Annotated in this window: 25 protein-coding genes and 2 pseudogenes; 15 read left to right on the plus strand and 12 right to left on the minus strand. The window is 67.2% G+C overall.

The annotated features are described in order from the left end of the window. Positions 1-177 precede the first annotated feature (177 nt). Together AC3ANK_RS17730 and AC3ANK_RS17735 are read left to right on the plus strand one after the other, a co-directional pair. Positions 178-1,620 carry a peptidoglycan DD-metalloendopeptidase family protein gene (locus AC3ANK_RS17730; RefSeq protein WP_484171609.1) on the plus strand — a complete coding sequence of 481 codons (1,443 nt, stop codon included), beginning with the start codon at positions 178-180 and terminating at the stop codon, positions 1,618-1,620. Between the two features lies 1 nt (position 1,621). Further along, entirely contained in the window at positions 1,622-2,794 is a 1,173-nt protein-coding gene (locus tag AC3ANK_RS17735; RefSeq protein ID WP_484171610.1) for an anhydro-N-acetylmuramic acid kinase, read from the plus strand. A 19-nt stretch (positions 2,795-2,813) separates the two neighbouring features. Here AC3ANK_RS17735 and AC3ANK_RS17740 read toward each other — a convergent pair whose 3' ends face one another. From AC3ANK_RS17740 to AC3ANK_RS17750, 3 genes are read right to left on the minus strand one after another with little or no spacing between them, the layout of a single operon-like run. Then, on the minus strand, positions 2,814-3,149 hold the full coding sequence (locus tag AC3ANK_RS17740) for a hypothetical protein (RefSeq protein ID WP_206862107.1): 336 nt from the start codon (positions 3,147-3,149) through the stop codon (positions 2,814-2,816). 26 nt (positions 3,150-3,175) lie between these two features. Next, the gene (locus tag AC3ANK_RS17745) at positions 3,176-4,576 is read right to left on the minus strand and encodes an AmpG family muropeptide MFS transporter (protein WP_206862106.1); all 1,401 of its coding nucleotides are present in this window, start codon (positions 4,574-4,576) and stop codon (positions 3,176-3,178) included. Next, the gene (locus tag AC3ANK_RS17750; protein WP_484171611.1) at positions 4,566-5,339 is read right to left on the minus strand and encodes an exodeoxyribonuclease III; all 774 of its coding nucleotides are present in this window, start codon (positions 5,337-5,339) and stop codon (positions 4,566-4,568) included. The genes AC3ANK_RS17745 and AC3ANK_RS17750 overlap by 11 nt, the downstream gene beginning before the upstream one ends. Before the next feature lie 82 nt (positions 5,340-5,421). Here AC3ANK_RS17750 and AC3ANK_RS17755 point away from each other — a divergent pair, with 82 nt between their 5' ends. From AC3ANK_RS17755 to AC3ANK_RS17765, 3 genes are all read left to right on the plus strand, one after another. After that, positions 5,422-5,952, plus strand: coding sequence for a GNAT family N-acetyltransferase (locus tag AC3ANK_RS17755; RefSeq protein ID WP_206862104.1), 531 nt, complete (start codon positions 5,422-5,424; stop codon positions 5,950-5,952). Then, positions 5,949-6,614, plus strand: coding sequence for an orotate phosphoribosyltransferase (gene pyrE / locus AC3ANK_RS17760; protein ID WP_484171612.1), 666 nt, complete (start codon positions 5,949-5,951; stop codon positions 6,612-6,614). The genes AC3ANK_RS17755 and pyrE overlap by 4 nt, the downstream gene beginning before the upstream one ends. Positions 6,615-6,705: 91 nt before the next feature. Continuing rightward, positions 6,706-7,353 carry a hypothetical protein gene (locus AC3ANK_RS17765; protein WP_206862102.1) on the plus strand — a complete coding sequence of 216 codons (648 nt, stop codon included), beginning with the start codon at positions 6,706-6,708 and terminating at the stop codon, positions 7,351-7,353. 207 nt (positions 7,354-7,560) lie between these two features. On the opposite strand, the gene AC3ANK_RS17770 is transcribed toward AC3ANK_RS17765, so the two are convergent. From AC3ANK_RS17770 to coaBC, 3 genes and pseudogenes are all read right to left on the minus strand, one after another. After that, positions 7,561-9,879: a phosphomannomutase/phosphoglucomutase gene (locus tag AC3ANK_RS17770; protein WP_484171613.1), complete on the minus strand. Its 2,319-nt coding sequence runs from the start codon at positions 9,877-9,879 to the stop codon at positions 7,561-7,563. A gap of 14 nt (positions 9,880-9,893) precedes the next feature. Then, positions 9,894-10,352 carry a dUTP diphosphatase gene (gene dut / locus AC3ANK_RS17775; RefSeq protein WP_206862100.1) on the minus strand — a complete coding sequence of 153 codons (459 nt, stop codon included), beginning with the start codon at positions 10,350-10,352 and terminating at the stop codon, positions 9,894-9,896. A 131-nt stretch (positions 10,353-10,483) separates the two neighbouring features. Next, a pseudogene (gene coaBC, locus AC3ANK_RS17780) lies at positions 10,484-11,706 on the minus strand (bifunctional phosphopantothenoylcysteine decarboxylase/phosphopantothenate--cysteine ligase CoaBC). A 224-nt stretch (positions 11,707-11,930) separates the two neighbouring features. Here coaBC and radC point away from each other — a divergent pair. From radC to AC3ANK_RS17795, 3 genes are all read left to right on the plus strand, one after another. Beyond that, positions 11,931-12,605, plus strand: coding sequence for a RadC family protein (gene radC / locus AC3ANK_RS17785; RefSeq protein WP_206862099.1), 675 nt, complete (start codon positions 11,931-11,933; stop codon positions 12,603-12,605). A gap of 63 nt (positions 12,606-12,668) precedes the next feature. Beyond that, positions 12,669-14,357, plus strand: coding sequence for an arginine--tRNA ligase (argS, locus tag AC3ANK_RS17790; protein WP_206862098.1), 1,689 nt, complete (start codon positions 12,669-12,671; stop codon positions 14,355-14,357). Beyond that, on the plus strand, positions 14,358-15,236 hold the full coding sequence (locus tag AC3ANK_RS17795; RefSeq protein ID WP_484171614.1) for an SPOR domain-containing protein: 879 nt from the start codon (positions 14,358-14,360) through the stop codon (positions 15,234-15,236). 285 nt (positions 15,237-15,521) lie between these two features. On the opposite strand, the gene AC3ANK_RS17800 is transcribed toward AC3ANK_RS17795, so the two are convergent. From AC3ANK_RS17800 to speA, 3 genes are read right to left on the minus strand one after another with little or no spacing between them, the layout of a single operon-like run. Continuing rightward, positions 15,522-16,376: an NAD(P)-dependent oxidoreductase gene (locus tag AC3ANK_RS17800; RefSeq protein WP_242525270.1), complete on the minus strand. Its 855-nt coding sequence runs from the start codon at positions 16,374-16,376 to the stop codon at positions 15,522-15,524. Between the two features lie 41 nt (positions 16,377-16,417). Beyond that, a complete protein-coding gene (locus AC3ANK_RS17805) occupies positions 16,418-16,687 on the minus strand; it encodes a YciI family protein (protein ID WP_484171615.1) in 270 nt (89 codons plus the stop codon). Next, a complete protein-coding gene (gene speA, locus AC3ANK_RS17810; protein WP_484171616.1) occupies positions 16,684-18,573 on the minus strand; it encodes an arginine decarboxylase in 1,890 nt (629 codons plus the stop codon). Before speA ends, AC3ANK_RS17805 begins: the two co-directional genes overlap by 4 nt. A gap of 186 nt (positions 18,574-18,759) precedes the next feature. On the opposite strand from speA, the gene speE reads away from it, so the two are divergent. After that, positions 18,760-19,614, plus strand: coding sequence for a polyamine aminopropyltransferase (speE, locus tag AC3ANK_RS17815; RefSeq protein WP_484171617.1), 855 nt, complete (start codon positions 18,760-18,762; stop codon positions 19,612-19,614). Positions 19,615-19,916: 302 nt separating this feature from the next. Then, positions 19,917-20,576, plus strand: coding sequence for a phosphotransferase (locus AC3ANK_RS17820; RefSeq protein ID WP_484171618.1), 660 nt, complete (start codon positions 19,917-19,919; stop codon positions 20,574-20,576). Positions 20,577-20,599: 23 nt separating this feature from the next. Here the strand turns inward: AC3ANK_RS17820 and AC3ANK_RS17825 are convergent, their stop codons facing one another. After that, positions 20,600-20,938: a P-II family nitrogen regulator gene (locus AC3ANK_RS17825; RefSeq protein WP_206862090.1), complete on the minus strand. Its 339-nt coding sequence runs from the start codon at positions 20,936-20,938 to the stop codon at positions 20,600-20,602. Between the two features lie 177 nt (positions 20,939-21,115). Here AC3ANK_RS17825 and ubiK point away from each other — a divergent pair, with 177 nt between their 5' ends. The 3 genes and pseudogenes from ubiK to AC3ANK_RS17840 all read left to right on the plus strand — a co-directional run bounded on the left by ubiK (position 21,116) and on the right by AC3ANK_RS17840 (position 23,882). Continuing rightward, positions 21,116-21,385: a ubiquinone biosynthesis accessory factor UbiK gene (gene ubiK / locus AC3ANK_RS17830; RefSeq protein WP_206862089.1), complete on the plus strand. Its 270-nt coding sequence runs from the start codon at positions 21,116-21,118 to the stop codon at positions 21,383-21,385. Between the two features lie 12 nt (positions 21,386-21,397). Then, a pseudogene (locus tag AC3ANK_RS17835) lies at positions 21,398-22,036 on the plus strand (magnesium chelatase domain-containing protein); the annotation flags it as partial. A gap of 49 nt (positions 22,037-22,085) precedes the next feature. Then, on the plus strand, positions 22,086-23,882 hold the full coding sequence (locus AC3ANK_RS17840; RefSeq protein WP_484171619.1) for a recombinase family protein: 1,797 nt from the start codon (positions 22,086-22,088) through the stop codon (positions 23,880-23,882). Between the two features lie 240 nt (positions 23,883-24,122). Here the strand turns inward: AC3ANK_RS17840 and AC3ANK_RS17845 are convergent, their stop codons facing one another. Next, on the minus strand, positions 24,123-24,614 hold the full coding sequence (locus tag AC3ANK_RS17845; RefSeq protein ID WP_484171620.1) for a hypothetical protein: 492 nt from the start codon (positions 24,612-24,614) through the stop codon (positions 24,123-24,125). A gap of 84 nt (positions 24,615-24,698) precedes the next feature. On the opposite strand from AC3ANK_RS17845, the gene AC3ANK_RS17850 reads away from it, so the two are divergent. After that, positions 24,699-25,388: a recombinase family protein gene (locus tag AC3ANK_RS17850; protein WP_484171621.1), complete on the plus strand. Its 690-nt coding sequence runs from the start codon at positions 24,699-24,701 to the stop codon at positions 25,386-25,388. Between the two features lie 2 nt (positions 25,389-25,390). On the opposite strand, the gene AC3ANK_RS17855 is transcribed toward AC3ANK_RS17850, so the two are convergent. After that, entirely contained in the window at positions 25,391-26,347 is a 957-nt protein-coding gene (locus AC3ANK_RS17855; RefSeq protein ID WP_484171622.1) for a lysozyme inhibitor LprI family protein, read from the minus strand. 87 nt (positions 26,348-26,434) lie between these two features. On the opposite strand from AC3ANK_RS17855, the gene AC3ANK_RS17860 reads away from it, so the two are divergent. Continuing rightward, on the plus strand, positions 26,435-26,665 hold the full coding sequence (locus AC3ANK_RS17860; protein ID WP_484171623.1) for a helix-turn-helix domain-containing protein: 231 nt from the start codon (positions 26,435-26,437) through the stop codon (positions 26,663-26,665). Positions 26,666-26,763: the final 98 nt, after the last annotated feature.

Consider the following 26,763-nt stretch of genomic DNA (forward strand, 5'->3'; position numbering starts at 1 on the left):
TGAATGGTGAACGCGCAATGCGATCACGATCATGGATTCGGGTTAAATCACGGTTAAACATAACCGCCGGGGCACGTGAAGAAAAACCCTATTCAGTTCAAGGGTTTGACGCACACTGCTCGCACCTCTATGGTAACGCCGCTACACGGCCTTCACACCTGCGCGCGGGACACCAAAATGACAGCTTCCGAGAACGGTACGGATCGGCGCCAACGTCTCAAGGCGCTACGCGAAGCCGCTCTGCATCGTCCGGTGTCGGCGACCCAGGTGTCCCGGGGTTTCAACGGCCGCTGGACGCGTCGCCACTGGGCGCACGCGAGCCTGTTCGCGACGCTCGGCGTACTGGTCGCGGCGATCGTGCCCGGTTTCGGCCACACTTCCAATGCCCCCGCGCCGATGCATGCGCAGCGCAGTTCGCTGGCGCTCGCGCTGCCGCCGCTGCCGCTGGCCCGCCTGAAGGGCCATAACGGCGACAGCTGGCAGATCGTGCGCGTCGAGCGCGGCCAGACGCTGGGCGCGGTGTTCGAGGATCTCGACCTGCCGGCGTCGACCATGCACCGGATCCTGGACGCCGTGCCGGGCGACAAGTCCGTGCTGACGCGCCTGAAGCCCGGCACCGAACTCGCGTTCGACCTGCCGGTCAGCGGCGAGCTACGCACGTTCCGTTACGACCGCGACGACAGCCATCGCGTCGAGCTGTCGGTCGCCGGGGACCAGGTCACCGAGAAAGTCATCGTCCGCCCGACCGAAACCCGCACCGTGGTGATCAGCGGCAAGGTCGGCAAGTCGCTGTTCCGCTCGGCGCGCAAGCTGGGCCTGTCGGGCAACAACATCAACACGCTGACCGACGAGATCTTCAAGTACGACATCGACTTCAACGAGGACGTCGGCGCGAACGACCGCTTCAGCGTGGTGGTCGAGCAGATCTGGCGCGAAGGCGAACTGCTGCGCACCGGCCCCGTTCTGGCGGCGACCTTCACCACCGGCGGCAAGCTGCACACCGGTTTTCGTTTCGAGCGCAACGGCAAGGCCGAGTACTTCACTGGCGACGGCCGTCCGCTGAAGAAGAGCTTCATCCGCATGCCGATCCCGTATGCGCGCCTGACCTCGGGCTTCGGCGCGCGTCGCCACCCGGTGCTGGGCCGCATGCGCATGCACAAGGGCGTGGACTACGCCGCGCGCACGGGCACGCCGATCATGGCGGCCGGCGACGCGCGTGTCGTCTCCGCCGGCTGGCACGGTGGCTACGGAAACGCGGTGGTGCTCGACCACGGCCGCGGCTACACCACGCTGTACGGCCATATGTCGCGCGTGGCGAAGATCCGTCGGGGCCAGCGCATCGCGCAGGGCACGGTGATCGGCTACGTCGGCAGCACCGGCATGTCGACCGGCCCGCACCTGCATTACGAATTCCGCGTGAACGGCGCGCACCGCAACCCGCTCTCGATCACCATGCCGCCGCCGGAACCGCTGTCGGGCGCCGCGCTGGCGCAGTTCCGCGCACAGACGGCCGTGGCGCTGGCGCGCATCCAGAAGGTCGAAAACATCATCTACGCCGACGTCTCCCAGACGTCGCCGGCCGTGCGCAAGCCGGCCAAGTCCGCCAAGACCAAGGCCTGACATGCCCCACAACCCGGCCGGGCCGGTGGACGGCTCTGCCGTCGACGGTCTTTTCGTCGGCCTGATCTCGGGTACCAGCGCGGACGGCATCGACGCCGCGCTGGTCCGTTTCGAACGTCGCCCCGGTTCCCGCGATACGGTCGAGTTGCTGCTCGGCCGCACGTACGCCTGGGACGAAGCGCTGCGCACGCGACTGGTCGCCCTCGGCCAGGGCCTCGACGCGCAATCGCTGGACGAACTGGGCACGCTGGACGTGCAGATCGCCGAAGCCTTCGCCGACGCCGCGCTGCGCCTGCTCGATGACGCCGGCGTCCCGGCGGCGGAGGTGCGCGCGATCGGCTCGCACGGACAGACCGTCCGCCATCGCCCGGACGGCGCGCGTTTCGATGGCCGCCGCCCCTTCACCTGGCAGATGGGCGACGGCGGACTGATCGCCGAACGCACCGGCATCGCGACCGCGTCCGATTTCCGCCGCCGCGACGTCGCCGCCGGTGGCCACGGCGCCCCGCTGCTGCCGGCGCTGCATGCCGCATTGCTGGCCGATGCCTCCGAAGACCGTGCGGTGCTGAATCTCGGCGGCATCGCCAACTTCACGCTGCTGCCGGCGAACGGACCGGTGCGCGGCTTCGACACCGGCCCGGCGAACTGCCTGCTCGATGCGTGGTGCCACCGCCACACCGGCGCGGCGTTCGACGCCGACGGCGCGTTCGCCGCGCAGGGCACGCTGGATGCCGAGCTGCTGGCGCGCATGCTCGAGGAGCCGTGGTTCATGCTGCCGCCGCCCAAGAGCACCGGCCGCGAGCAGTTCCACCTGCCGTGGGTCGAACGCCGCCTCGACGGCGACGAATCGCCCGCCGACGTGCAGGCGACGTTGCTGGAACTGAGCGCGATCACCATCGCCGACGCGTTGCGCGCGCACCAGCCGGCCACGCGTCGCGTGCTGGCGTGCGGCGGCGGCGTGCACAACCCGCGCCTGATCGAGCGCATCGGTGCGCATCTGCCGGGGGTGGCGGTCGAATCGACCGCGCATCACGGCGTCGATCCGGATTTCGTCGAAGCGATGGGGTTCGCGTGGCTGGCACGGCAGACGCTGTCGGGTCTGCCCGGCAATCTCCCCAGCGTGACCGGCGCGCGCGGGCCGCGCGTGCTCGGCGTGGTGCATCCGGCCGCCTGACGCGGCCGTCATCCCGCCGTCAGCCCTTCTGGGCGTAGGCCATCAGGTCGCGGTCGACGTCGGTCAGGCCCTGATTTTCCAGCGGGAGCGCCGCGACATCCGCCGGACGCTCCATGCGGCCGATCTTCGAGAAACCCGGATCGCTCGGGATGTGTTCCAGCGCGGCGATCGCCGCCTGCAGCGCCATCGCATCGGAATCGGTGAAACGTGCCGCCAGCTCGGCTTCGCAGGCGAAAAGGCCGTGTTCGAGCAGATGCACCAGCGCTTCCTGCAGCGGCCACGAGCGCGCCTGGGCCACGCGCTTGACGCGATCGAGGAGCAGCGGGTCGATGTCGTGCAGGATGATGTCGGTCATGCAGGTTCCTTCCAGGCCGGGCCTGGTCATTCCACCGCCGGCGTGCGCGCGGTCGCGCCGGTCCGGCGAGCGGCCAGGACCAGGCACAACAGCAGCGCCGGTATGCCGATCAGGGCCGTTCCGGCGAAGAATAGCGAATACGCCTCCAGCAAACTGCGGCCCACTTCCAGTTGTTCGATGGTCCAGCCCGACAGGCCCTTCAGGACCTTTCCGGGCAAGGCGTAGAACGAACTGAGCAACGCGTACTGCGTGGCGGTGTAGCCGGCGCTGGTCAGGCTGGACATGTAACCGATCAGCGCCACCCCGGCGAAGCCGGAGCAGAAATTGTCGATCACCATCACCGCCGTGAAGACACCGGCGTCGGCGCCGTGCAGCGCCAGGTACGAGAACGCCAGGTTCGAGCCGGGGCCCAGCACCGCGCCGGCCATCAGCGTCGCGAAGAAGCCGAACCGCACCGCGCACAGCCCGGCGGCGGCGATGCCCAGCGTCGTCGCCAGCAGGCCGAAGCTGCCGCGGACCGCGCCGACGGTTTCCTTGTCCAGGCCGAGGTCGGCGTAGAACGGGTTCGCCATCGGGCCGAGCACGAAATCGGGCAGCCGGTACAGGCTGATCGCCAACAGCATCACCAGCGCCCACTTGCCGTGTGCACGGAAGAACACGACGAACGGCGCGACGATGGCGTCGTACAGGCCCTGCACGGACAGCATCGACGCATGCGGTGCGGCGGCGGCCTGCACGCTCGCCGCGGGCTCGCGCGCCAGCAACGTGGCGACGATGCCCACGCCCATCAGCGCGGCCATGAGTTCGTACGACATCGACCAGCCGATGTGCGCGGCGAAGATGAGGATCAGCGAGTCGGTGACCAGCAGCGCGCCGCGATAGCCCAGCGCCGACGTCGCCGTCAGCAGGCCCTGCTGCTCGTTGCTGGAGGCGATCTCGATGCGCCAGGCGTCGATCACGATGTCCTGCGTCGCCGAAGCGAACGCGACGATCAATGCCATCGCGCCGAACACCACCAGCTGGTCGAGTTCGACGCCGCCGAGCATCAGCCGGCCTTCCTGCGGCTGCACCATCGCCATGCCGGTGAGCCCGGCAGCGCACACGATCTGCGCGAGCAGCATCCAGCCGCGACGTCGCCCAAGGAGCCGCCCGAGCAGCGGCGCATCGAGCTTGTCGATCAGCGGCGCCCACAGGAATTTCAGCGAGTACGCCAGGCCGACCCACGAGAGGAAACCGATCGTCGACAGCTCGATCGCGTTCTCGCGCATCCAGTAGCCGAGCGTGTTGCCGACCAGGTAGATCGGAATGCCGGAGCTGAAGCCCAGCAACAGCATCACCAGGACTTTCGGCTCGCGCAGGTTGGCCGCGACCAGTCGCCAGCCCTTGCGTTGCTGCGGCGCCTGCGACTGCGCGTTCTCAGAGGTCATAGTCGACGCTGAACGGCGCGTGGTCGGAGAAACGCGGTTCGCGCAGGATCGAACAGGCGCGCAGCTTCGGCGCCAGGTTCGGCGTGACCAGCTGGTAATCGATGCGCCAACCCACGTTGTTCGCGCGCGCGGCGCCGCGGTTGCTCCACCAGGTGTAGTCCTGCCCTTCCGCGTGCAGCGCGCGGTACGCGTCGACCCAGCCGGCAGTGTCCACGCACAGGCCGTTCAGCCATTCGCGCTCGGGCGGCAGGCAGCCGGAGTTCTTCTGGTTGCTCGTCCAGTTCTTGATGTCGAGCCTGGAACGCACGATGTTCCAGTCGCCGCACAGCACGTATTCGCGCCCGCTGGCGAGCCATTCGTCCAGGTGCGGCTTCAGCCAGTCCATCACCTTGAACTTGAACCCCTGCCGCTCCTCGCCCGACGAGCCCGACGGGATGTAGAACGACACCACGCTCAGGTTGCCGAATCGCGCCTCGATGTAGCGGCCTTCATCGTCGAACGGGGCCCACCCCATCGACGTGCGCACCTCGTCCGGCTCGCGCTTGCTGTAGATCGCGACGCCGCTGTAGCCCTTCTTGGTGATCGCGTCCTTGAACCACGCACGGTAGCCCTCGGGCAGGAACTGCGGACCGGCGAGCTGGTGTTCCTGCGCCTTGGTTTCCTGAACGCACAACACGTCGGCGTCCTGCGTGCGGAACCAGTCGAAGAAGCCCTTGTTGGCGGCCGAGCGCAGGCCGTTGGCGTTGAAACTGATGATGCGCATGCGCACTCCACGACGATGTGCCGGCGATCATAGCCCCTCGCGCGGCGCCGCACGGAACGGCTCGAATCGGCTCGGGGCTATCATGAACGCCATGTCCGCCGTCACCGCCCGCGTCCGCGTCGAACCGATCGTGGATCCCGATTCGCCCGCCGCGCATTCGGTGCGGGCGCTGCGCGTGGCCCCGGACCAGTATCGCTACGTCGGCGACACCGCCTTCAACCTCGGCGACACGCTGCGCGATCCGATGAGCGAGGCGATGTCGGTGATCGCCGACGACGTCGTCGTCGGCTTCTACCGGCTCGATTTCGCACCCAATGCCGTCGTCGGGCGTTCGCTCGGCGCGCCCAGCGTGGGCCTGCGTGCGTTCGTGATCGACCACCGCCACCAGGGTCGCGGCTACGGCCGCATGGCGATGGAAGCCTGCTGCGAGGACCTGCGCCGGCGCCATCCCGATCGCGAACTGCTGGTGCTGACGGTGAACTGCATCAACGCCCCGGCGATCGCCGCCTACCGCAAGGCCGGCTTCACCGACACCGGCGAGCTTTTCCACGGCGGCAGCGCCGGCCCGCAGCACGTAATGCTGCAATCCCTCCATCCGCACCCGACGACATGACCCAAGACCACCGCGCCCGATTCCTCGACCTGGCCCTGCGCGCCGATGCCCTGCGCTTCGGCGAGTTCACCCTCAAGTCGGGCCGCCAGAGCCCGTATTTCTTCAACGCCGGGCGCTTCGATTCGGGCGCCGCGCTCGCGGGGCTGGCCGCGTGCTACGCCGATGCGATCGACGCGCACGGTGTCGGCTTCGACCTGCTGTTCGGCCCGGCCTACAAGGGCATCCCGCTGGCGACCGCGCTGGCCTGCGAGTACGCGCGTCGCGGTCGCGACCTGCCGGTCGCATTCAACCGCAAGGAAGCCAAGACGCACGGCGAAGGCGGCAACCTGATCGGCGCGCCACTCGCCGGCCGGCGCGTGCTGATCGTGGACGACGTGATCACCGCCGGCACCGCGATCCGCGAGGCGCTCAGACTGATTCGTGACGCAGGTGGCGAAACGGCGGGGATCGTGATTGCGCTCGATCGGCAGGAAGCCATCGACCCGGCCAAAACCCGACGCTCAGCGGCACAATCGGTCGCGGCCGACCATGGGTTGCCGGTCATCGCGGTCGCGACCTTGGCCGACCTGCTCGCCTTCGCCGGCGGGCATCCGGAACTCGCCGCGCAGCGCGAGCGCCTGCTGGCGTATCGGCAGGCTTACGGGAGCGATGAGGCCGCCTGAGCGTGACGCTATACGCCGGCAGCGACGCTGGCGTGACTCTTGCATGTTTCTGGGGGAATTCCCGACGGCTCCTTCGGACTTTGCTGACGTCATGAACCGCACTCTGCCGCTGCTCGCCTGCACGTTGATGCTCGCCACGACCGGTGTCGCCATCGCCCAGAAGAAATCCGGCGAAGGCGCCGCCAAGAAGCTGTACTGCTGGAACGAGAACGGCGCCCGCGTGTGCGGCGATGCGCTGCCTGCCCACGCCGTGGACAACGCGCGCACCGAGATCAATGCCAGAAGCGGCCTGGCGACCAAGGAAGTGGCGCGCGCGCTGACCGCGCAGGAACGCGCCGCGGCCGAGGCGCAGGCGAAGCTCGACAAGGAAAAGGCGGCGCTCGACGAAGCGAAGAACCGTCGCGATCGCGCCATGGCCGAGTCCTACGCGACCGAGGACGACCTGCGCCGCGCCTTCGGCGAACGCCAGGCGGTGATGGACGAATCGATCAAGGCCTCGCGCCTGGGCGTGGAAGGTCGTCGCGACACGCTCATCGCGCTGCTGCGTCGCGCCGGCGAGAACGAACTGTCCGGCAAGCCGGTGCCCAAGCCGGCGCAGCAGAACGTGCGCATCCAGCACGACCAGTTGATCCGCCAGCAGGAATTGCTCGTCCAGCAGCTGGCCGAGCGCGAGGTGATCGACGAGGAGCTCGCCGCGGCGCTGGAGCGTTATCACGCGCTCAGGCAGCCCAGGAGCTAGGAACCAGCGGAGAGAAACCAGATACGGGAGCAGCAGGCGTCTCGCAGGACCGCCCCCGAACCTGTACAGGGAACCCGGAAAACAGAAGGCCGACGGTGACAAACCGCCGGCCTTCTTCTTCGGGGCAAGGAAATCAGCGAGTCCGCTGCGAACGCCTGATCGAAGCGCCCATCACCCGGTTCTCGTTCCTCTCCCCTCGTTCCTCGCTCAGAAAGGCAGTGCCAGGTCCGGCCGCAGCGCCAGCAGCTGCGTGCGGAATTCCGCCTTGATGCGCGCCAGCGCCTCCGGCGAATCCGCATCGAAGCGCATCACCAGCACCGGCGTGGTGTTGGACGCACGCACCAGGCCCCAGCCGTCCTGCCAGTCCACGCGCAGGCCGTCGATGGTCGACAGGCGCGCGCCCTCGAACTTCGCCTCGTCGCGGAACCACTCCACGAAGCTGTGCGGGTCGCCGTCCGGCGCATCGACCTTGATCTCCGGCGTGGAGATGCCGTTGGGCAGCGCGGCGAGCGTCTCGCTTGGCGAACGCGGTTGCGCGGCGAGGATCTCCAGCAGGCGTGCGGCCGAGTAAATGCCGTCGTCGAAGCCGTACCAGCGCTCCTTGAAGAAAAAGTGGCCGCTCATCTCGCCGGCCAGCTCCGCGTCGGTCTCGCGCATCTTGGCCTTGATCAACGAATGGCCCGTCTTCCACATCAGCGGGCTGCCGCCGTGGCGCAGGATGTGCCCCGGCAGGCGCCCGGTGCACTTCACGTCGAACAGGATCACCGCGCCCGGGTTGCGCTCGAGCACGTCCGCCGCGAACAGCATCAGCAGGCGGTCCGGGAAGATGTTCTCGCCTTCGCGCGTGACCACACCCAGGCGGTCGCCGTCGCCGTCGAAGGCGATGCCGATGTCGGCCTCCAGGCGCTGCACCATGCGGATCAGGTCGGTGAGGTTGTGCGGCTCGCTCGGGTCCGGATGGTGGTTCGGGAAGGTCCCGTCGATGTCGCAATACAGCGGCGTCACGTCGGCGCCGATCGCCGCCAGCACGCGCGGTCCGATCTCGCCCGCCACGCCGTTGCCGGCGTCGACGACCACGCGAAGCGGACGGTCGATCTGCACGTCGGATGCGATGCGCTGGACGTAGTCCTCCGAGATGTCGCGCTGGACCAGCGACCCCAGGTCGCCCATGTGCAGGCGGTCGTCGGCGATGCGTGCGTACAGGTCGGTGATGGCGTCGCCAGAGAGCGTCTCGCCGCCGACGACGATCTTGAAGCCGTTGTAGTCCGGCGGATTGTGGCTGCCGGTCACCGAGACGCAGGAGCCGGCGCGCAGGTGATAGGCGCCGAAGTACACGACCGGCGTCGGCGCTAGGCCGATGTCGATGACGTTGCGGCCTGCCTTGCGCAGGCCGGCGATCAGGCCTTCCACCAGCGCCGGCCCGGACAGACGGCCGTCGCGGCCGACGACGATGTCGGTCAGGCCCTTCTCGTGCATCAGCGAGCCGATCGCGTGGCCGATCATCTCCGCCACGCCAGCGTCCAGCGACTGACCGACCACACCGCGGATGTCGTACGCGCGGAAGATGCCACGATCGATGGCGACGGTGGGGACAGGAGCTGCGGGCTTCGGGGGAGTCACGGAGGCGGTTACCGGTTCAGGGGGATTGGCCTCAATGCTCTCCGCCAGCGTCTGAACGGCCCCTTCATCTTCCTGTTCAGGGAGGTTGCGCTTTGCCGCGAACTGCGGAGCACGCCACGCCAGGAACGCCAGCAGCACAAAGACCGCTGCGGCAATGAAGCACCCCAGCGCACCAAGTCCGAACGGGCCGCCGGCCACGTCCGGCACCGCGGCGGCGACGCGCAGGTCGCTGCCCGGCACCTTCGCGGCCAGCGCCTCGGCGCCGCCGGACAGGCTCCTGTCGCCGCGCTCGATAGCGCTGAACCCACCTTGGCGCAGCGCCAGGTAGCTGTCGTCGGCGACGTTCACCTGCTCCAGGCCCGCTGCGATCCGATTGATCGGCAGTCGCACGTAGGCCACGCCGACGACACGATCGGCGACGCGGGCCGGCGCGGCCAGCGCCAGCTGCGGCCCGCCGTTGTGGCGGACCAGGCCGGACACAGGGCGATTGGCCGCGATCGCCGCTTCGATCACGCCCAGCCGCCCGTAGCCGCCCTTCGGCAGCGCGGCGTACTCGGCGGTCAGGTCCAGCGGCAGCACCGCGACATCGCTCGCGCCGTTCCAGCCCTTGCCGAGTTCCTGCGCCGCCGCCGCCAGGTCGCCGGCGGTCAGCGCGGCCTGCAGCGTGGGTGCGGCGAGGCGTTCGGCGAGCTGCTTCTGTTCGGCGCCAAGCGCCTTCGTCGCGCCTTCGACGGCGGCGTTGCGCGCCTGGGCGATGGCCAGCTGGCGCGCGCTGTCGCGATGCAGCTGCCAGCCGCTCCAGGCGAAAAATGCCGCCAGCAGTACGAACAGCGCGACCACCAGCGGCAGCACCACTTTCAGGTGCGCGGCGCCGGCCGCGAGTTGCCCTTTTTCCAGACCCTTCATCCCCATCCCCTTTGTCAACGCACGCCGGTGTGGCCGAAGCCGCCCGTGCCACGCGCGCTGGTTTCGAATTCGTCCACCACCGCAAGCTGCGCCCGCACGATCGGCAGGATCACCAGCTGCGCGATGCGGTCCCCCGGCTGCATCGTAAAAGCCTCCCGACCGCGGTTCCACACGCTGATCAGCAGCGGCCCCTGGTAGTCGGCATCGATGAGCCCCGTGCCATTGCCGAGCACGATGCCGTGCTTATGCCCCAGGCCCGAACGCGGCAGGATCACCGCGCACATCGTCGGATCGCCCAGGTGGATCGCCAGTCCCGACGGCACCAGCGCGGTGTCGCCGGGTTGCAGCGTCAGCGGCTCGTCCAGCGCGGCGCGCAGGTCGAGGCCGGCGCTGGCGGGCGTGGCGTAGGTCGGCAGCGGCCATTCGCCGCCGAAGCGCGGGTCGAGGATCTTCAGTTCGAGCGTGTGGTTCATGCGGTCCGTCGTTGAGGGTTCGCGCCGGCATCGATGGGCGCGAACGGGTGGATCGTCGTTCGGCGGTCAATCCGGAAACGCTCCGGGAAGCATCCTGCGAAAACGACGCAAGGGCCGTGCCAACCGCGGCGTCAGCCCGGAAGGCGCGCGGCGATCAGTCCGAGCAGGTCGTCGGCCAGCGCGGTCTTCGGTGCCGGGCCGAGCACGTGGCTCGCACCATCGGCGGCGTAGACGGCCAGCGTGTTGTCGTCGCTCTCGAACCCGCTGCCGGCCACGCCCACGCGATTGGCGGCGATCAGGTCCAGGCGCTTGTTCTGCAGCTTGTGCCGCGCGTAGGCCTCGACGTGGTCGGTCTCGGCGGCGAAACCCACCACCAGCCGCGGTCGATGCTCGTGCGCGGCGATATCGGCCAGGATGTCGCGCGTGCGCACCAGCGTCAGGGTCAGCGTGTCCTGCCCGGCGGTCTTCTTGATCTTGTTCGCGGCGGCCTGCATCGGTGCGAAATCCGCCACCGCCGCGGCGCCGATGTAGATATCGGCCGGCAGCTGCGCGAGCACGGCCTCGTGCATCTGCGCGGCCGAACGCACGTCGATGCGCGTCACGCCCTCGGGCGTGGGCAGCGACACCGGTCCGGCCACCAGCACCACCTGCGCGCCGGCGCGGGCCGCGGCCTGGGCGACGGCGAAGCCCATCTTCCCGCTGCTCCTGTTCCCGATGAAGCGGACCGGATCGATGTCCTCGTACGTGGGGCCGGCGCTCACCACGATGCGCGTTCCACGCAGGCGTTGGGTGGCGCTCATGCGAAGGCCTGCTCGAGTGCGGCCAGGATTTCCGCCGGCTCGCTCATGCGGCCCGGGCCGGATTCGCCTTCGGCGAGCGGGCCGTCGTTCGGTCCGACGACCTGCACGCCGCGTTCGCGCAGCGTCGCGATGTTGGCCTGCGTGGCCGGATGCAGCCACATGCGGTGGTTCATCGCGGGCGCGATCGTGATCGGCGCCGTGGTCGCCAGGCACAACGTGCTGACCAGATCGTCGGCGAACCCGTGCGCCAGTTTCGCCAGCGTGTTCGCCGTGGCGGGCGCGAGCACGATGCGATCGGCCCAGCGCGCCAGTTCGATGTGCCCCATCGCGGCTTCCGCGGCGGCATCCCACAGCGAGGTGCGCACCGGCCGGCCCGACAACGCCTGGAACGTGGTCGTGCCGACGAAGTGCTGCGCGTTCCCGGTCATCGCCACCGTCACCTCGCAACCGGCGTCGCGCAGACGGCGCACCAGTTCGGCCGATTTGTACGCGGCGATGCCGCCGCACACGCACAGCAGGATTTTGCGTCCGCGCAGGGAGCCGGGCTCGACCATCTGGAAAATACCTACCGCCGAATCGGCGTTTAGCTTACCCGAATGACCTGCCCAGCCCGCCTGCGCCCGCCGCGCCGACGCGATGCAATACGCCCATGGCGGGCGGCCGTCACACGAGTGCGGTGGTGCGGGCTCGTGATGCGGCGCGGGGCGGTGCTCAGTGGTGCATCGCCCCGCGCAACGGCGGCCGCCCGCCCTCATTCCTTCCCTCACCCCTTGCGCCCATGCACATCCGCGAATGGCCACCCGACGAACGCCCGCGCGAGCGCCTGCTCGCGTTCGGCGCGAGCGCGCTTTCCGACGCGCAACTGCTGGCGATCTTCCTCGGCTCGGGCCTGCGCGGACGCGATGCCGTGACCACGGCGCGCGAGCTGCTGCAGGCACACGGCCCGCTGCGCGCGCTGCTCGAACAGCCGCCGGACGCGCTGACGCAACTGCCCGGTCTGGGCCCGGCCCGCGCGTGCCGGCTGGCGGCGGCGCTGGAACTCGGGAACCGCATGCTCGGCGCGGAACTCGAGCGCGGCGCGCTGCTCAGCGATCCGCCCGCTGCCGGGCGCTATTTCTCGCAGCGGCTGCGCGGGCGATCGCGCGAGGTGTTCGCGGTGCTGTTCCTCGACACGCGACACCGCGCGATCGCCTTCGAGGAACTCTTCCACGGCACCATCGACGGCGCCCACGTCCACCCGCGCGAGGTCGTGCGCCGCGCGCTGGCGCTGAACGCGGCGGCGGCGATCTGCGGCCACAACCACCCCAGCGGTAATCCAGAGCCCAGCGGCGCCGACCGCAGCATCACCGTGCGACTCAAGGAAGCGCTGGCGCTGGTCGAGGTGCGGCTGCTCGACCACATCGTGGTCGGCGACGGGACGCCGGTCTCGCTGGCCGCCCGGGGCTGGCTGTGAACGCCCGGCCCGGCACGCCCGCTCGCGTACAATGCGCGGTCCCGCAGCACCCCGCCCATTCCCGTGAAATCCACTCTCCGCGCCCTGGTGGCGCAGGCCATCGACGCCCTCCGCGCCGCAGGCACCCTGCCGGCCGACCTGGCCACGCCCGAGTTCGTCATCGAGCGCCCAAAGAATGCCGGGCAGGGCGACTTCTCCACCAACGCCGCCATGCTGCTGGCCAAGCCCGCACGCTCGAACCCGCGCGCGATCGCGCAGGCGCTGGTCGATGCGTTGCCCACGACCGCGGACCTGGCCAAGGTCGAGATCGCCGGACCCGGCTTCATCAACTTCCACGTCGACGAAGCCGCATGGCGCCGGCAGATCGGCGACGTGCTGGCGCGTGGCGCCGCATACGGCCGGAACGAGAGCGGCAAGGGCCATCGCGCCGGCGTGGAATACGTGTCGGCCAATCCGACCGGTCCGCTGCACGTCGGCCACGGCCGCGCGGCGGTGATCGGCGACTGCATCGCGCGCGTGCTCGATGCCAACGGCTGGAACGTGGCGCGCGAGTTCTACTACAACGACGCCGGCGCGCAGATCAACAACCTCGCCATTTCGGTGCAGGCACGCGCGCTCGGCAAGGGTCCGGAGCATCCGGACTGGCCGGAAGACGGCTATCGCGGCGACTACATCAAGGACGTCGCGGCGTCCTACCTGCGCGGCGACAGCGTCGAGGTGGAAGGTCACGTCGTCACCGGCGCGAAGGACGCGAACGATCTCGACGCGATCCGTCACTTCGCCGTGGCCTATCTGCGTCGCGAGCAGAACCTGGACCTGGAAGCCTACGGCGTCTCCTTCGACGTCTACTTCCTGGAGTCCTCGCTCTACACCGACAACAAGGTGGACGAGACGGTGCGCGAGCTCGTCGCCCACGGTCACACCTACGAGGAAGGCGGCGCGCTGTGGCTGCGCACGACCGACTTCGGCGACGACAAGGACCGCGTGATGCGCAAGTCCGACGGCACGTACACCTACTTCGTGCCGGACGTGGCCTACCACCGCAGCAAGTGGCTGCGGGGTTACGAGCGCGCGATCACCGAACTGGGCGCCGATCACCACGGCTCGCTGGCCCGCGTGCGCGCCGGCCTGCAGGCGCTGGATTGCGGCATCCCGGAAGGCTGGCCGGAATACGTGCTGCACCAGATGGTCACCGTCATGCGCGGCGGCGAGGAAGTGAAGCTGTCCAAGCGTGCCGGCAGCTACGTCACGCTGCGCGACCTGATCGACGAGGTCGGCCGCGATGCGACGCGCTGGTTCCTGATCGCGCGCAAGCCCGACTCGCAGCTGACCTTCGACATCGACTTCGCGCGCAGCCAGTCGCTCGACAACCCGGTGTACTACGTGCAGGTTTCGCACGCGCGCATGCACGGCCTGATGCGCCAGCTGAAGGAGCGCGGGCTGTCGTTCGACGCCGCCAACGGCCTGGCCCAGCCGCTCGACCTGGACGATGCGCCCGCGCGCGAGCTGATCGCCACGCTGCTGCGCTACGCCGATGTCGTCGAAACGGCCGGCCGCGACCTGGAACCCCACCAGATCGCCGCCTACCTGCTCGAGCTGGCGCAGACCTTCCAGACGTACTACAACGACCACCAGTTCCTGGTCGACGACGCCAACACCCGCGACGCGCGTCTCGTGCTCGCGATGGCGACGCGGCAGGTGCTGGCGAACGGTCTCGAACTGCTGGGCGTAAGCGCCCCCGAGGTGATGTAAGTGGCGGCAAAGCGAGGCAAGTCCCAGGCGCGGCGCAATTCCGGCGGCGACAGCAGCCTGCCCGGCTGGGCGTGGATGGTGCTGGGCGTCCTGCTGGCGGTGGTGGCGATCCTGGTCGCGCCGAAGTACTTCAAGTCCAGCGGCGACGGCTTCTTCCGCCCGCAGCCCAATCCCGACGCCGAGCCCGCGACGGTGAGCGGCGCCGACGAGGAGCCCATCGCCGACGAAGCCGCGCCCGCGCCATCCAAGGGCAAGCGCGAGCCCGCCGAAACGCCGGCGAAGAAGGACACCGATTACGACTTCTACACCCTGCTTCCGGGTCGTGAAGTGCCGATGTCGGACGCCGAACTCGCCGCCAGCGAAAAGGCGGAGGCCAAGCGCGCCGCCGAGCGCGAGAAGCAGGCGCGCCAGGCCGCCGAGGATGCCGACGCGGCAGCCACGCCAACGCCGGTCGCGCCGACCGCCGCGCCGCTGCCGCGTCCGGTGGAAACCGATACCGTCCCCTCGCGCACGCCAATCCCCGCCAGCACGCCGAAACCGGCCACGGCCACGGCTTCGACGCCGACGAACACGCCTTCCGCCACCACGTCCACGGCCCCCACGGCCGCGACCACGCCGGCCGCTGCGAGCGCATCCGCCGACGACGGAACCCGTTACCTGCTTCAGGCCGGCGCGTTCCAGGCGTCCGGCCAGGCGGAGGAAATGAAGGCGCGCATCGCGATGCTCGGCCTCAGCGCGCGCGTCGAATCGGCCAGCATCAACGGCAACACGGTCTACCGCGTGCGCATGGGCCCTTACGGCACCGCCAGCGACCTCGCCGACGCCAAGCGCAAGCTCGCCGGTGGCGGGCTGCAGGCGATGGCGATCAAGGTGAAATAAGGCGCAGCGCGCGCCGATCGCTCCACGGCGGTGGAGCCCGCCGTCGCAGCGAGGCCCGCACGTTCGGGCCCCCGGTGCAGGTCATCGCGTCGCCGTTACGTCCGCGATTCAGAGTCGTCGAGCTCACCTGCAACGGGTGAAGCCGGACAAGCCGCTTACCCAGGAAAGGCGCGTCACTCCTCGGAAATGACGTCGAGGCGTCCGCTGTCGATCGCACCGCCGAACGCTCAAGTCCGGGCCGGGGAGCCTCGCCTGCATGCAAGGCCCCGATGAACCTTGAGCGGCCTACCCGCCCCGCTTCAGCGTGATCAGCGCCGACGTATCCGCCTCGCCCTGTCCGCGCTCGATCAGCTCGGCGTAGTCGGCCAGCGCCTGTTCGACGGTGCTCATGCGCACGCCCGTATCGCGAGCGATCGCCGAGACGATGCGCAGGTCCTTCAGCATGTGCGCGCACTTGAAGCCCGGCGTGAACTCGTCGCGCAGCATCGTCGCGCCGCGCTTGTCGAGGAACCAGTTGTTCGCCGCGCCCGCCATCAGCGTGGGGAGCAGCTTTTCCGGATCCAGGCCGAGCTTCTCGCCCAGCGCGAGCCCTTCGCAGACAGCTTCGTTGATGCCGGCCACCAGCACCTGGTTCACGGCTTTCGTCGCCTGGCCGGCGCCGGTCGCGCCCATGTGGCTGATGCGCGCGGCGTAGCTTTCGATCACCGGGCGCGCGGTTTCGAGTACGTCCGCCTCGCCGCCCACCATCACCGACAGCTTGCCGTTGCGCGCGCCTTCCACGCCGCCGGACACCGGTGCGTCGAGGAAGCCGATGTTGTGCGTCGCCAGCATCGCGGCGCAGCGGCGCGCGGTATCCACGGCGACGGTCGAATGGTCGATCACGATCGCGCCCGGCTTGAGCACGTCGGCCAGCGCGGTGACGTTTTCCAGCACGTCGGCGTCGAGTGACACGCACAGCACCACGACGTCGCAGTCGGCGAAGTTCGCCGCCGAACGCGCGGCACGCACGTTCAGTTCGGCGGCGCACGCGTCGGCCTTGGCCTGGGTGCGGTTGCCCACCGCGGTGAGCAGGCCCTTGGCGTGCACGTAGCGGGCCATCGGGGCGCCCATCGCGCCGAGGCCAATGAAGCCAACTTTCATCTGCTTGTTCCGTTTGTTGATAAGGGGAACGCGTGTGCCGCTCAGGGCGCGGCGTTCCATTCATGCACGGTGACGTCCGACGCACCGGTGGTATGCAGCGGATCCGCGAACGCGATCGATTCGGCCTGGGCCAGGTCGTCCGCCCTCACCACGTACGCGCCCCCGCTCCTGTCGGAAAACGGCCCGGCCAGTTCCAGCCGGCCTTGGTCGCGCAACGCGTCGAGGTGCGCATGATGCGGTGCGATCACCGCCGCGTCGAAGCCCTCCGTACGCCACGCGAGGACCAGGTACCGCTTTCGCCCGTCGCTCATGCCAGCGGCACGTCGTCGAGGTAGGTGTAACCGGTGAGCCCGCTTTCCAGCGCGGCATCGAGCCGGGCCGCCTCGTCCGCCGGCAACGCGGCGGCGGCGACCTTCTCGCGATACGCCGCGCGCAGGTCGTCGAGCCGGTAGCCGACGTAGTCGAGCATCACGTCCGTCGTGTCGCCGCGGCGCTGCTGGGTGAGATGGTAACCGTCGCCTTCGATGCGCACTTCCACCGCGTCGGTATCGCCGAACAGGTTGTGGATGTCGCCGAGGATTTCCTGGTACGCGCCGACCAGGAAGAAGCCGATGCGGTACGTCTCGCCCGAACGCGTCGCGTGCAGCGGCAGCGAGGTGTCCAGGCCCTCGTTCTCGACGTAGGTCTTCACCGTGCCGTCGGAATCGCAGGTCATGTCGGCCAGCACGCCGCGGCGCGTGGGTTCCTCGTCCAGGCGTTCGATGGGAACGATCGGGAACACCTGGTCGATCGCCCACACGTCCGGGATCGATTCGAACACGCTGAAATTGACGAAGTACTTGTCGACGAGGCGATCGTTGAGTTCGTCCAGCAGCTCGCGATGGCTCTTCTCGTCGTAGCTCAGGCGCTTCCGCACCGAGTGCGCGATCGCGTAGAACAGGTCGTCGATGCGCGCGCGATGCACCAGGTCGAGCTGGCCCAGCGCATAGAGCTGCAGGCCTTCTGCATGGTGGTGCTGCGCCTCATGGAACAGCTCCACCGGCGGGCGCTGCTCCAGCTCGCTGTAGACCTCGCGCAGGTGACGGATCACCGCCGGCTCGTCGTCGTGCACGTCGGGGATGCGGCCTTCCGGCGCTTCCTCGACTTCGGCCACGTTCGCCACCAGCACGGCGTGGTGCGCGGTCATCGCGCGGCCACATTCGGTGACGATGCGCGGCGGCACCAGCCCGTGTTCGGCGCAGGCATCCGACAGCGGCTGCACGATGGAGTTGGCGTACTGCTGCACGCCGTAGTTGATCGAGCAGAAGCCGCGCGAACGCGTGCCTTCGTAGTCGATGCCCAGGCCACCGCCGACGTCCATGTAGCGCACGTTGGCGCCCAAGCGCGAGAGCTCGACGAAATAGCGCGTCGCCTCGCGCATGCCGTTGGCGATGTCGCGGACGTTGGAGATCTGCGAGCCCATGTGGAAATGCAGCAACTGCAGCGAATCGGTCATGTCCGAATCGCGCAGCTTCTTCCACAGGTCCAGCACCTGCCGCGGCGAGAGGCCGAACTTCGCCTTGTCGCCGCCGCTGTTCTGCCACTTGCCCGCGCCGAGCGAGGCCAGCCGCATGCGCACGCCGAGGCCCGGTTTCACGCCGAGCGCGGCGGCTTCGTCCATCACGAGTGCGAGTTCGGAGGGCTTCTCGATGACGATGAAGGTCTCCAGCCCGAGCTTGCGGCCGATCAGCGCCAGGCGGATGTATTCGCGGTCCTTGTAGCCGTTGCAGACGATCAGGCCGCCCGGGCGCGACAGCGCGAGCACCGCCATCAGTTCCGGCTTGCTGCCCGCTTCCAGGCCGAAACCTTCGCCGGTGTGCGACGCCAGCGTGCCGGCGACGCCGCGATGCTGGTTCACCTTGATCGGATACACCGCCGTGTAGCCGCCGGCATAGCCCCAGTCGGCCTGCGCCTGCGCGAAGGCGGCCTGCAGCTTGCCCAGGCGGTCGCCGAGGATGTCCGGGAAGCGCACCAGCAGCGGCAGCTTGGCGCCGTTCGCCTTGGCGGCGTCGACGACCTGCGGCAGCGAGATCGCCGGGCCCTTCTCGCCGCGCGGCCGCACGACGACCTGCCCGTTCGCGCCCACGTCGAAATAGCCTTCCGACCAGTGCGGGATCGAGTAGGTCTTGCGGGCCTGATCGAGCGACCAGTGGGACATCGGCGCGGTTCCGGGGGAGGCGGGGGGACGCGCATTCTACAGCCCGGGGGCGGACGGTCCCGTCCCCAGGGCCGATCGGTGACGAATCCGGCCCGTAACGCGCTCTCCGCTACAATGCCGCCCCTTTTCCCGCCGCCCGGCCGTCCACGACGGCGCTCCGGACGGCCCTTCCCCTCGGACGCGCGCATGAGCACCAACACTTCCTGGCATTACGAGAACTTCGACCCGACCGGTTCGGCGATCGGCTACCGCATCACCCGGAAGCTGGACGAAGTGCAGTCGCCGTTCCAGAAGATCGAGATCTTCGAGAGCACCGACTGGGGCAACCTGATGCTCATCGACGGCGCGATGATGCTGACCACGAAGGACAACTTCTTCTATCACGAGATGATGTCCCACCCGGCGCTGTTCACCCACGCCAGGCCCGAGAACGTGGTGATCATCGGCGGCGGCGACTGCGGCACGCTGCGCGAGGTGCTCAAGCACAAGGGCGTGAAGAAGGCCGTCCAGTGCGACATCGACGAGCAGGTCACGCGCATGGCCGAGAAGTGGTTCCCGGAACTGTGCGACGCCAACGACGACCCGCGCGCGACGCTGCTGTTCGATGACGGCATCGCCTACATGAAGAACTGCGAGCCGGGCTCGCTGGACGTGGTGATCGTGGACTCCACCGACCCGGTCGGCCCGGCCGAGGGCCTGTTCAACAAGGCCTTCTTCGAAAGCTGCTTCCGCGCGCTGAAGGACGACGGCATCCTGGTCCAGCAGTCCGAGTCGCCGCTGATGCTGCTCTCGCTCATCAAGGAAATGCGCGCCGAGATGGGCAAGGCCGGCTTCACCACGTTCCAGACCCTGCCGTTCCCGCAGCCGTGCTACCCGACCGGCTGGTGGAGCTGCACGCTGGCGCGCAAGGGGAAGGGTTTCGACTTCCGCGTCGCCGACGCGCGTGCGAAGGACTTCGACACGAAGTACTACACCGCCGATGCGCACCAGGGCGCCGCGGTGCTGCCGCCGTTCGTCGCGGCGGAACTCGGCGAAGGCTGAGGCGCCGCTTACCCGCTCTGGTAGCCCGGGTAAGCGAAGCGCACCCGGGAGACGTTGCGCGGCCTGGACCCGGGTGCGCTTCGCTTACCCGGGCTACAAGAACGTCGCACCGAAGCCCCGCTACCGCGGGGTTTTTCGTTGTTGCAGCTATGCCGAATCGGGCGCGCCCGTGAAACGGTGAGTGCCGCATACCCCGATCGGCCCGGCGAATCCGCGTCGTTAAAATTTCGCTACTGAACCGTCCGGTTCAGTGAACCGCCGCGCCGCCCTCCCCCGAGCACGACGCGCGTCGCCGGATCGCCATGAACGCCAATGCCCTGCCGCGCGACCCCCGGTCGCTGCCGCCCGACGTTCGCCTGCTCAAGCGCGGCGAACGCTTCCTCGAACCCGACGTCTACGTCCTCGACGTGGATGGTCGCCCCGCCGTGGTCAAGGATTACGGCCGCTACCGCTGGACCCCGCTGTCGCCGCTGGCGCGGCTGCTGGTCCGGCGCGAAGCGCGCGTGCTCGCCCTGCTGCGCGGCTGGCGCCATGCGCCGGCGCTGCTCGGCACCATCGGCGGCCTCGCGCTGGGCATTGAATTCATTCCCGGCGTGGCGCTGGGCGAAGTCGCGCTGGAGGCCGGCTCGCACGTGTTCCAGCAGCTGCGCGGCGCGGTCGCTTCGCTGCATGCGGCAGGCATCACCCACAACGACCTGCACCCGGCCAACGTGCTGGTGGCGGGATCGACGCCGGTGCTGATCGACTTCGCCTCCGCCATGCGCACCCCGCGCTGGCTGCGATGGGTGCCGCTGGTACGCGAACTGCGCCGCAGCGATCTCGCGAACGTGGTGAAGATGCGCCAGCGCCTTACCGGCGAGCCGCCGAGTCCGCGCGAAGCCGAACTGCTCGCCCCGCCGCGCTGGGTCGATGCGATCCGGCTGGGCTGGAAGCGGATCTATCGTCGGATCAAGGGCGGTTGAGTCGCGTCACGAACGCACGCGCCTCAAAGCGCATCCGCATCCATCTCGCCGGTCCGGATGCGCACCGCGCGCTCCAGGTCCCAGACGAAGATCTTGCCGTCGCCGATCTTGCCGGTGCCGGCGGCCTTCATGATCGCCTCGACCACCGCGTCCACCTGCTCGTCGGTCACCGCGACTTCCAGCTTGATCTTCGGCAGGAAGTCGACCACGTACTCGGCGCCACGGTAGAGCTCGGTGTGCCCCTTCTGGCGCCCGAAGCCCTTCACCTCGGTCGCGGTGATCCCGGCCACGCCGGCCTCGGCGAGCGCCTCGCGCACGTCGTCGAGCTTGAACGGCTTGATCACCGCCATGACCATCTTCATCGCTTCGTTCTCCTGCCAGCGTGGGCGGCAGGATAGCGAAGACGGTGCCGTGCCGGGTGGCCCTGGGGTAGAGTGACGCCACTTTCGGACTTCCCCCACACGCCGCCGCGGCCCGCGCCGACGGCGTCCTCACGGCCCACCCCGCACTCTTCGGTGAACGCCCGAGGACCTTCCCTCATGATCGACCTGAACCCCATCGACGACCTCGCACGACGCCTCAGCACCCTGGTTCCCCCGAGCGTGCGCGAAGGCCGGGAAGAACTGCAGCAGAACTTCAAGGCCGTCCTGCAGACCGGACTGGCCAAGCTCGACCTGGTCACCCGAGAGGAGTTCGAGGTCCAGCGCGCGGTGCTGCTGCGCACGCGCGAGAAGCTGGAAGAACTCCAGCGCACCGTGGCCGAGCTGGAAGCACAGCTCGCGCAGTCGCCGACGCTGCCGCACCACTAAGTCGCCGTCCCCATGAATCTGGCACTCGTGCACAGCCGTGCGCGATCGGGCGTCCGTGCGCCCGCGGTTCGGGTCGAAGTGCACCTGGCGGGCGGCTTGCCGACGATGTCGATCGTCGGCCTGCCCGAAGCCGCGGTGCGCGAGGCGAAGGACCGCGTGCGGGCGGCCATCCTGTGCGCGCAGTTCGAATTCCCGGCGCGGCGCATCACCGTCAACCTCGCGCCGGCCGACCTGCCCAAGGACGGCGGGCGCTTCGACCTGCCCATCGCCTTGGGCATCCTCGCGGCGAGCGGGCAGATCCCGCTGGAGGCGATGGCCGACTGCGAATTCCTCGGCGAGCTCGGCCTCACCGGCGAACTGCGCGCGGTCGATGGCGCGCTGCCGGCGGCGCTCGCGGCCGGCGACGCGGAGCGCCGGCTGATCGTGCCGGCCGGGAACGGATCCGAAGCCGCGCTCGCCAGCCGCGTCGAAGTACGCACCGCGCGCACCCTGCTCGAGGTCTGCGGCCACCTCACCGGCCGCAAGCCGCTACCGCACGCGCACGCGCCGGCACTGCAACGGACGCCCGGTCCCGATCTCGCCGATGTGCGCGGCCAGGCGCAGGCGCGGCGCGCACTGGAGATCGCCGCGGCAGGCGGTCATCACCTGCTAACCTGAGGGCTGAATAAAGTATAGTAGTCTCAGTAACTTAGGAGACGCCATGGCGAAGGTGTATTCGTACGTCCGAATGTCGACAGCGGAACAAATCCGCGGCGACTCGCTCAGGCGCCAGATGGACGACACGAAAGCCTTCGCAACTTCTCTGGGGCTTGAGGTCGATGAGCAGTTACACGATCTCGGGAAGTCGGCATTCAGAGGGAAGAATACGGACGGCGACTCAGCGCTGGCTCGCTTCCTGGAGCTGATCGACAATCACCGCGTCGAGCCAGACAGCTACTTGGTCGTTGAATCACTCGACCGCTTGTCTCGGCAAAGCGTCGAGGCTTCATTCGACTTGCTTCGCCGCATCATCTCCAAGGGGGTGATGGTAGTCACGCTCCAACCTCATCAGATCTATCGTTCGGACTCGTTTCAGTCGATCACACCTTTACTCCTTGCATTGACTGCAATGGTCCGTGCCCATGAGGAATCGAAGGTCAAATCGGAACGCGTTGCTAAGGCATGGAAGCAGAAGAAGCTGAGGGCAGCGAATCTTGAAATTGCGACGAAGCGAATTCCCGCGTGGCTGCATCTGACCAATGAAGGCATAGTGCCCAACGAAGAACGCGCCAACATCGTTCGCGAGATATTCGTGATGGTGCGAGACGGTTGGGGCGCATATTCGATTGCACGTGAACTCAATCAACGCGGCATACCTGCTTGGAGCACGAGACGACGCGCGGTTTGGCGCGAGTCCTACATCAAGAAGCTGGTACATGGCAGAACGGTCCTTGGCGAGTATCACCCGCACCGCCTCGCGTTCAGTGAAGGACGAACGTCGCGAGTTCCGGATGGCGACCCTATTCCAGGGTACTACCCTGCAATCGTTGATATCGAGCTCTACCAAGCAGCTCGCGCAGCTATGAGTGGGCGGCGGCTTTCCGGTCGCGGTCGAAAGGGACCCGAATACGCGAACCTGTTCTCCGGGCTGCTCATCTGCGGAATGTGCGGAGCGGGAATGACCTACATCAATAAGGGGCAGCCTCCGAAGGGTGGTCGCTACCTGCGCTGCTCAGTCGCGCACGCGAAGGGGAAGAGATGCAGTGCCCGCGCATGGCGCTACGAGCTAATCGAGACCGCTTTGCTCGAAGCAATGGATGATCTAGACGTTTCTTATGTGCTTGAAGGTCGGTCGAAGGAAGGATTGCGCGCGGACCTGTCGTTCAAGGCAAGTCGAGTCGACGATGAGATTGAAATGTACGAAAAACGGCTAGCTAGAGCAGCGGACGCAATCCGCCTCAGCAATATGCCAATCGCTGCCCTCATGGCGGAAAGTGAGCACGATCAAGCCCAGCTCAATGACCTGCGCACTCGGCGAGCAGCCCTAGAACAACAGATGCTCGAGCTCGAAAGATTCGATCCCGAGTCGATGCGAGCCCGACTTGATGATCTTCTGAAGGCGATTAGCCAATCACGGAGTGGCGGAGATAGGCGCGTCGAAGTACGAAGGTCGCTCTCTGCCGAACTGCGCCGCAGCCTTGAGAAGATTGTAGTTCGCGGAACCACCAGATATGCGCATGAAATCCTCGACACCCAGCGCGGTGTTCCTGAGCAGTATGACGCGTCGGTTGACGACGACTTCGTGGAGAACGACCCCGGCTTGCTTGCATCCTACGGGATATCCGCGGCTGAGCTCTCCGCGCTGTTTCGAAAGCTCGACTTTGAGTTCGTCTTCATCTACCGGAACGGACGGGAGCACCATATTGATCCGGTCACCCGCGTCTCCTTCGAGATGAATTGGTCGGGGCGCTTCAGTCTATTCAAGGAAGCGGTCCGACTCCGGGATCAGCTCGGCTGAAGCCTTCGCTTCGCGAGACGCTTCGCGTCGGACTAGGTCGCTGTTGGGAGATTTCACGGGACACCATTCCTCGCCTCGGTCCGGGCAGCGATTACTCCATGCTCAATTTGTTTACAAGTTCCCGTCGGGCGCGCGGGCATTCTTCAGGCAATACTCGCCTATCAAGGCAACCGCTGCCGGTTGCCCTGTTCGTCGATTTCCAAAGCAGACGATCCGTACTGAACTTTGTTGAGGCTGGCGCTAGACCAAGCGCCAGTTCTCGAAATCCATTGCGTCGAGGTAATTCGGTTTATCGCGGGTCTTGAAGATGTAGGGCAGCCACTGATCGCTCCACATCGGCTTTAGGACGTTCTGGTCTGGACCTGACCAGTCAAGGCAGGTCCAGGTTCGCTCGGCGACCCCAGCCCAATCTTCGGCGGTGTACCCGTCGGGCACCGCCAGGGCGAAGTGGTAATGAAGATGCTTTGACGACCAGTCATCCCCTCCCTCCCGTACGGCGATTGCACCGACCCGCCTCCCCTTCCTTGCCCCTGCTGAGCCGAATGCAGCACGGTCGAGCCGCCTCAGGTAGAGGCTGATGGTGGACTGGGCGTCGCGGACGGTCAGGTAGCGGCGCTTTCCATAGTCCCCCCTCAAGTAGGGGCGGAACGAAAGGGTGCCGGCGACGCCGAAACGTCGGTCGGCTACCCATGCGAGCAGGGCGTCATGATGGAGCTGAGCGGTTGGGGGCACAGGGGTTCTTCTAGTGGAAACCCCTATGTAGGAAGGCAATAGTTATAATCACCAAACGGTCATTTGGTCTTTATAGAGGTCGTCATGGCGGCGTTCGTTGGGTACTACCGGGTCTCGACACAGGGTCAAGGGCGCAGCGGCTTGGGGCTGGAGGCACAGCGAGAGGCAGTCGCTAGCTACGTCGAGAGCGTCGATGGTGACCTCTTGGCTGAGTTCCAAGAAATTGAGTCCGGCGGCAAAGCGGACCGACCTAAGCTCAGGGCGGCGCTTGGATATTGCCGGACCAAACGCGCGATGCTGGTCATTGCGAAGCTGGATCGCCTCGCACGTAACGTTCACTTCATCTCTGAGCTACTCGAAACCGGTGTCGAGTTCGTTGTGGCAGATATGCCAACTGCGAACAAGCTCACCATCCACATCATCGCGGCGATGGCTGAGTACGAGCGAGACGTGATTTCTCAACGGACCAAGGCATCGCTCTCCGCTGCGAAGGCGCGCGGTGTACTACTCGGAAATCCGAATATTGGCTCGCTATCGCTCCAAGGAGTCGCGAAAAACCAGAGTCAAGCCGATACGTATGCGCTGAATCTTGCCCCTACGATTCGCGCCCTGAAGGGCAGCGGCATAACTGCGTATTCCAGACTCGCCACCGCTTTGGAGCTGAGCGGAGTGAAGACACCACGTGGCGGTCGATGGACAGCTGCGAGCGTAAAGAACCTACTTGCCCGCATCGATCGCCTCTCCGCGGGCACTGACGTCGTGTCTAGCAGCTGAATCTAAGAACTCTCCGTCGCTTGGCATTGGTCGAAGCTCTGTATCGCCATGTACTCATGAGCAATATCTCCGTATGCCATCCTCAGGCAACCAACATCGTCGGCACACGCGTCGCGCTTCGGAAGCCAGCCACGCTGCGTGGCACGGAGTCGGTCTGCTTCATCCGGTGATCGCTTCAGGAGGCACGTGTACATCCGAGCGGTGTAGGCGTCAGCACGCGCTAAGTTCGAGTTGGCACAGATTGTCTTCTCAGAGGCAGTCCGAGCCTTCCGGCAATCGAAGCTTGGTGGGATATCGCTGAGCGAAACGTCAGGCACCTCATCGTCCAGATTCGCCGCGGGCTCCGCCGGTATCTGTGCTTGCCTGTGTTGGACCGCTGGCGCGGCTGCGTTCGCCGAGTACGACCGGATGTCTGAGAACCGAACAATGAACTCTGGATTCTCGATCGATCCCTGCTCGGTCAGGCTTGCCTCCCAAATCCCCTTTTCGCGCTCCGGGTGCGGAAGGAACGAGGCGTCGAAGTAGACCTTGTCGCCTACGCGCATCTGCGCCAGCGACTTGAACAACCGGTCTGTCGGCTTAATCAATGAACCGGCATAGAGATCCGAGAGGCGATTGCCGACTGTACCGAACGACATCTCAACCCCGGCAACATCGGCGTCGATTGTCACTGACACAACATCCGCGCCCTGGTCGGTACTGATATCCGAAATCTCGCCAACCCATCCTGTAATCCCGCGGCTCGAGAATCGAAGCCGCTCAGTGTTGCAACGGTTGAACGACAGCGATCTTTGAATCTCGTTGTGCCCGTCAGCGTATTCGACCTGACACACTCGATTGAGCGACGAGAACTCCTGTTGTGCCGACGGATACGCGGTGGACTCCTGCGCATCCTGTGAGCAGCCCGCCACCACCAACAGGACCAATGCGAGCCCGCCGCAGCTGAGAACCTTCCCCATGCCTACCCCCTTTGCCGGATAGCTACCTATAAGTAGTCTACTCCCAACTATGTAGAGCTAAAAGGAGCGTTTTCCTACCGTGGCGGCATGACCGCCACCCCCCTTCTGCAGCGACTAGGAAAAGCGCTACGTGTCCGCCGAGAGGCGGCTGGATATAGTCAAGAGGGATTCGCCGATCACATCGGCATGCACCGGACCTACTACAGCGCAATCGAGAGAGGGGAGAAAAACCTTCAGCTCGACACGCTGGCGAAGGTCTGCGTGGGGCTGAAGGCTCCGATGTGGGAGGTCCTAAAGGATGCCGAGGCATCCCGTTAGGGCACCGGAGCGGTGCTCACTCCGCCAGAGCCGCGGAAGCCGCCCCGGTGTAACCGCATTGATGCCGCGGTGTAAAGGTCGAGCCGTCGTAACAATTG

Source organism: Lysobacter sp. SCRH-1R, from assembly GCF_057747855.1.

Coding starts and splice junctions, on each gene's coding strand:
- AC3ANK_RS17730 (WP_484171609.1), top strand. CDS start 178: ATGACAGCTTCCGAGAACGGTACGGATCGGCGCCAACGTCTCAAGGCG.
- AC3ANK_RS17735 (WP_484171610.1), top strand. CDS start 1,622: ATGCCCCACAACCCGGCCGGGCCGGTGGACGGCTCTGCCGTCGACGGT.
- AC3ANK_RS17740 (WP_206862107.1), bottom strand. CDS start 3,149: ATGACCGACATCATCCTGCACGACATCGACCCGCTGCTCCTCGATCGC.
- AC3ANK_RS17745 (WP_206862106.1), bottom strand. CDS start 4,576: ATGACCTCTGAGAACGCGCAGTCGCAGGCGCCGCAGCAACGCAAGGGC.
- AC3ANK_RS17750 (WP_484171611.1), bottom strand. CDS start 5,339: ATGCGCATCATCAGTTTCAACGCCAACGGCCTGCGCTCGGCCGCCAAC.
- AC3ANK_RS17755 (WP_206862104.1), top strand. CDS start 5,422: ATGAACGCCATGTCCGCCGTCACCGCCCGCGTCCGCGTCGAACCGATC.
- pyrE (WP_484171612.1), top strand. CDS start 5,949: ATGACCCAAGACCACCGCGCCCGATTCCTCGACCTGGCCCTGCGCGCC.
- AC3ANK_RS17765 (WP_206862102.1), top strand. CDS start 6,706: ATGAACCGCACTCTGCCGCTGCTCGCCTGCACGTTGATGCTCGCCACG.
- AC3ANK_RS17770 (WP_484171613.1), bottom strand. CDS start 9,879: ATGAAGGGTCTGGAAAAAGGGCAACTCGCGGCCGGCGCCGCGCACCTG.
- dut (WP_206862100.1), bottom strand. CDS start 10,352: ATGAACCACACGCTCGAACTGAAGATCCTCGACCCGCGCTTCGGCGGC.
- radC (WP_206862099.1), top strand. CDS start 11,931: ATGCACATCCGCGAATGGCCACCCGACGAACGCCCGCGCGAGCGCCTG.
- AC3ANK_RS17800 (WP_242525270.1), bottom strand. CDS start 16,376: ATGAAAGTTGGCTTCATTGGCCTCGGCGCGATGGGCGCCCCGATGGCC.
- AC3ANK_RS17805 (WP_484171615.1), bottom strand. CDS start 16,687: ATGAGCGACGGGCGAAAGCGGTACCTGGTCCTCGCGTGGCGTACGGAG.
- speA (WP_484171616.1), bottom strand. CDS start 18,573: ATGTCCCACTGGTCGCTCGATCAGGCCCGCAAGACCTACTCGATCCCG.
- speE (WP_484171617.1), top strand. CDS start 18,760: ATGAGCACCAACACTTCCTGGCATTACGAGAACTTCGACCCGACCGGT.
- AC3ANK_RS17820 (WP_484171618.1), top strand. CDS start 19,917: ATGAACGCCAATGCCCTGCCGCGCGACCCCCGGTCGCTGCCGCCCGAC.
- AC3ANK_RS17825 (WP_206862090.1), bottom strand. CDS start 20,938: ATGAAGATGGTCATGGCGGTGATCAAGCCGTTCAAGCTCGACGACGTG.
- ubiK (WP_206862089.1), top strand. CDS start 21,116: ATGATCGACCTGAACCCCATCGACGACCTCGCACGACGCCTCAGCACC.
- AC3ANK_RS17840 (WP_484171619.1), top strand. CDS start 22,086: ATGGCGAAGGTGTATTCGTACGTCCGAATGTCGACAGCGGAACAAATC.
- AC3ANK_RS17850 (WP_484171621.1), top strand. CDS start 24,699: ATGGCGGCGTTCGTTGGGTACTACCGGGTCTCGACACAGGGTCAAGGG.
- AC3ANK_RS17855 (WP_484171622.1), bottom strand. CDS start 26,347: ATGGGGAAGGTTCTCAGCTGCGGCGGGCTCGCATTGGTCCTGTTGGTG.
- AC3ANK_RS17860 (WP_484171623.1), top strand. CDS start 26,435: ATGACCGCCACCCCCCTTCTGCAGCGACTAGGAAAAGCGCTACGTGTC.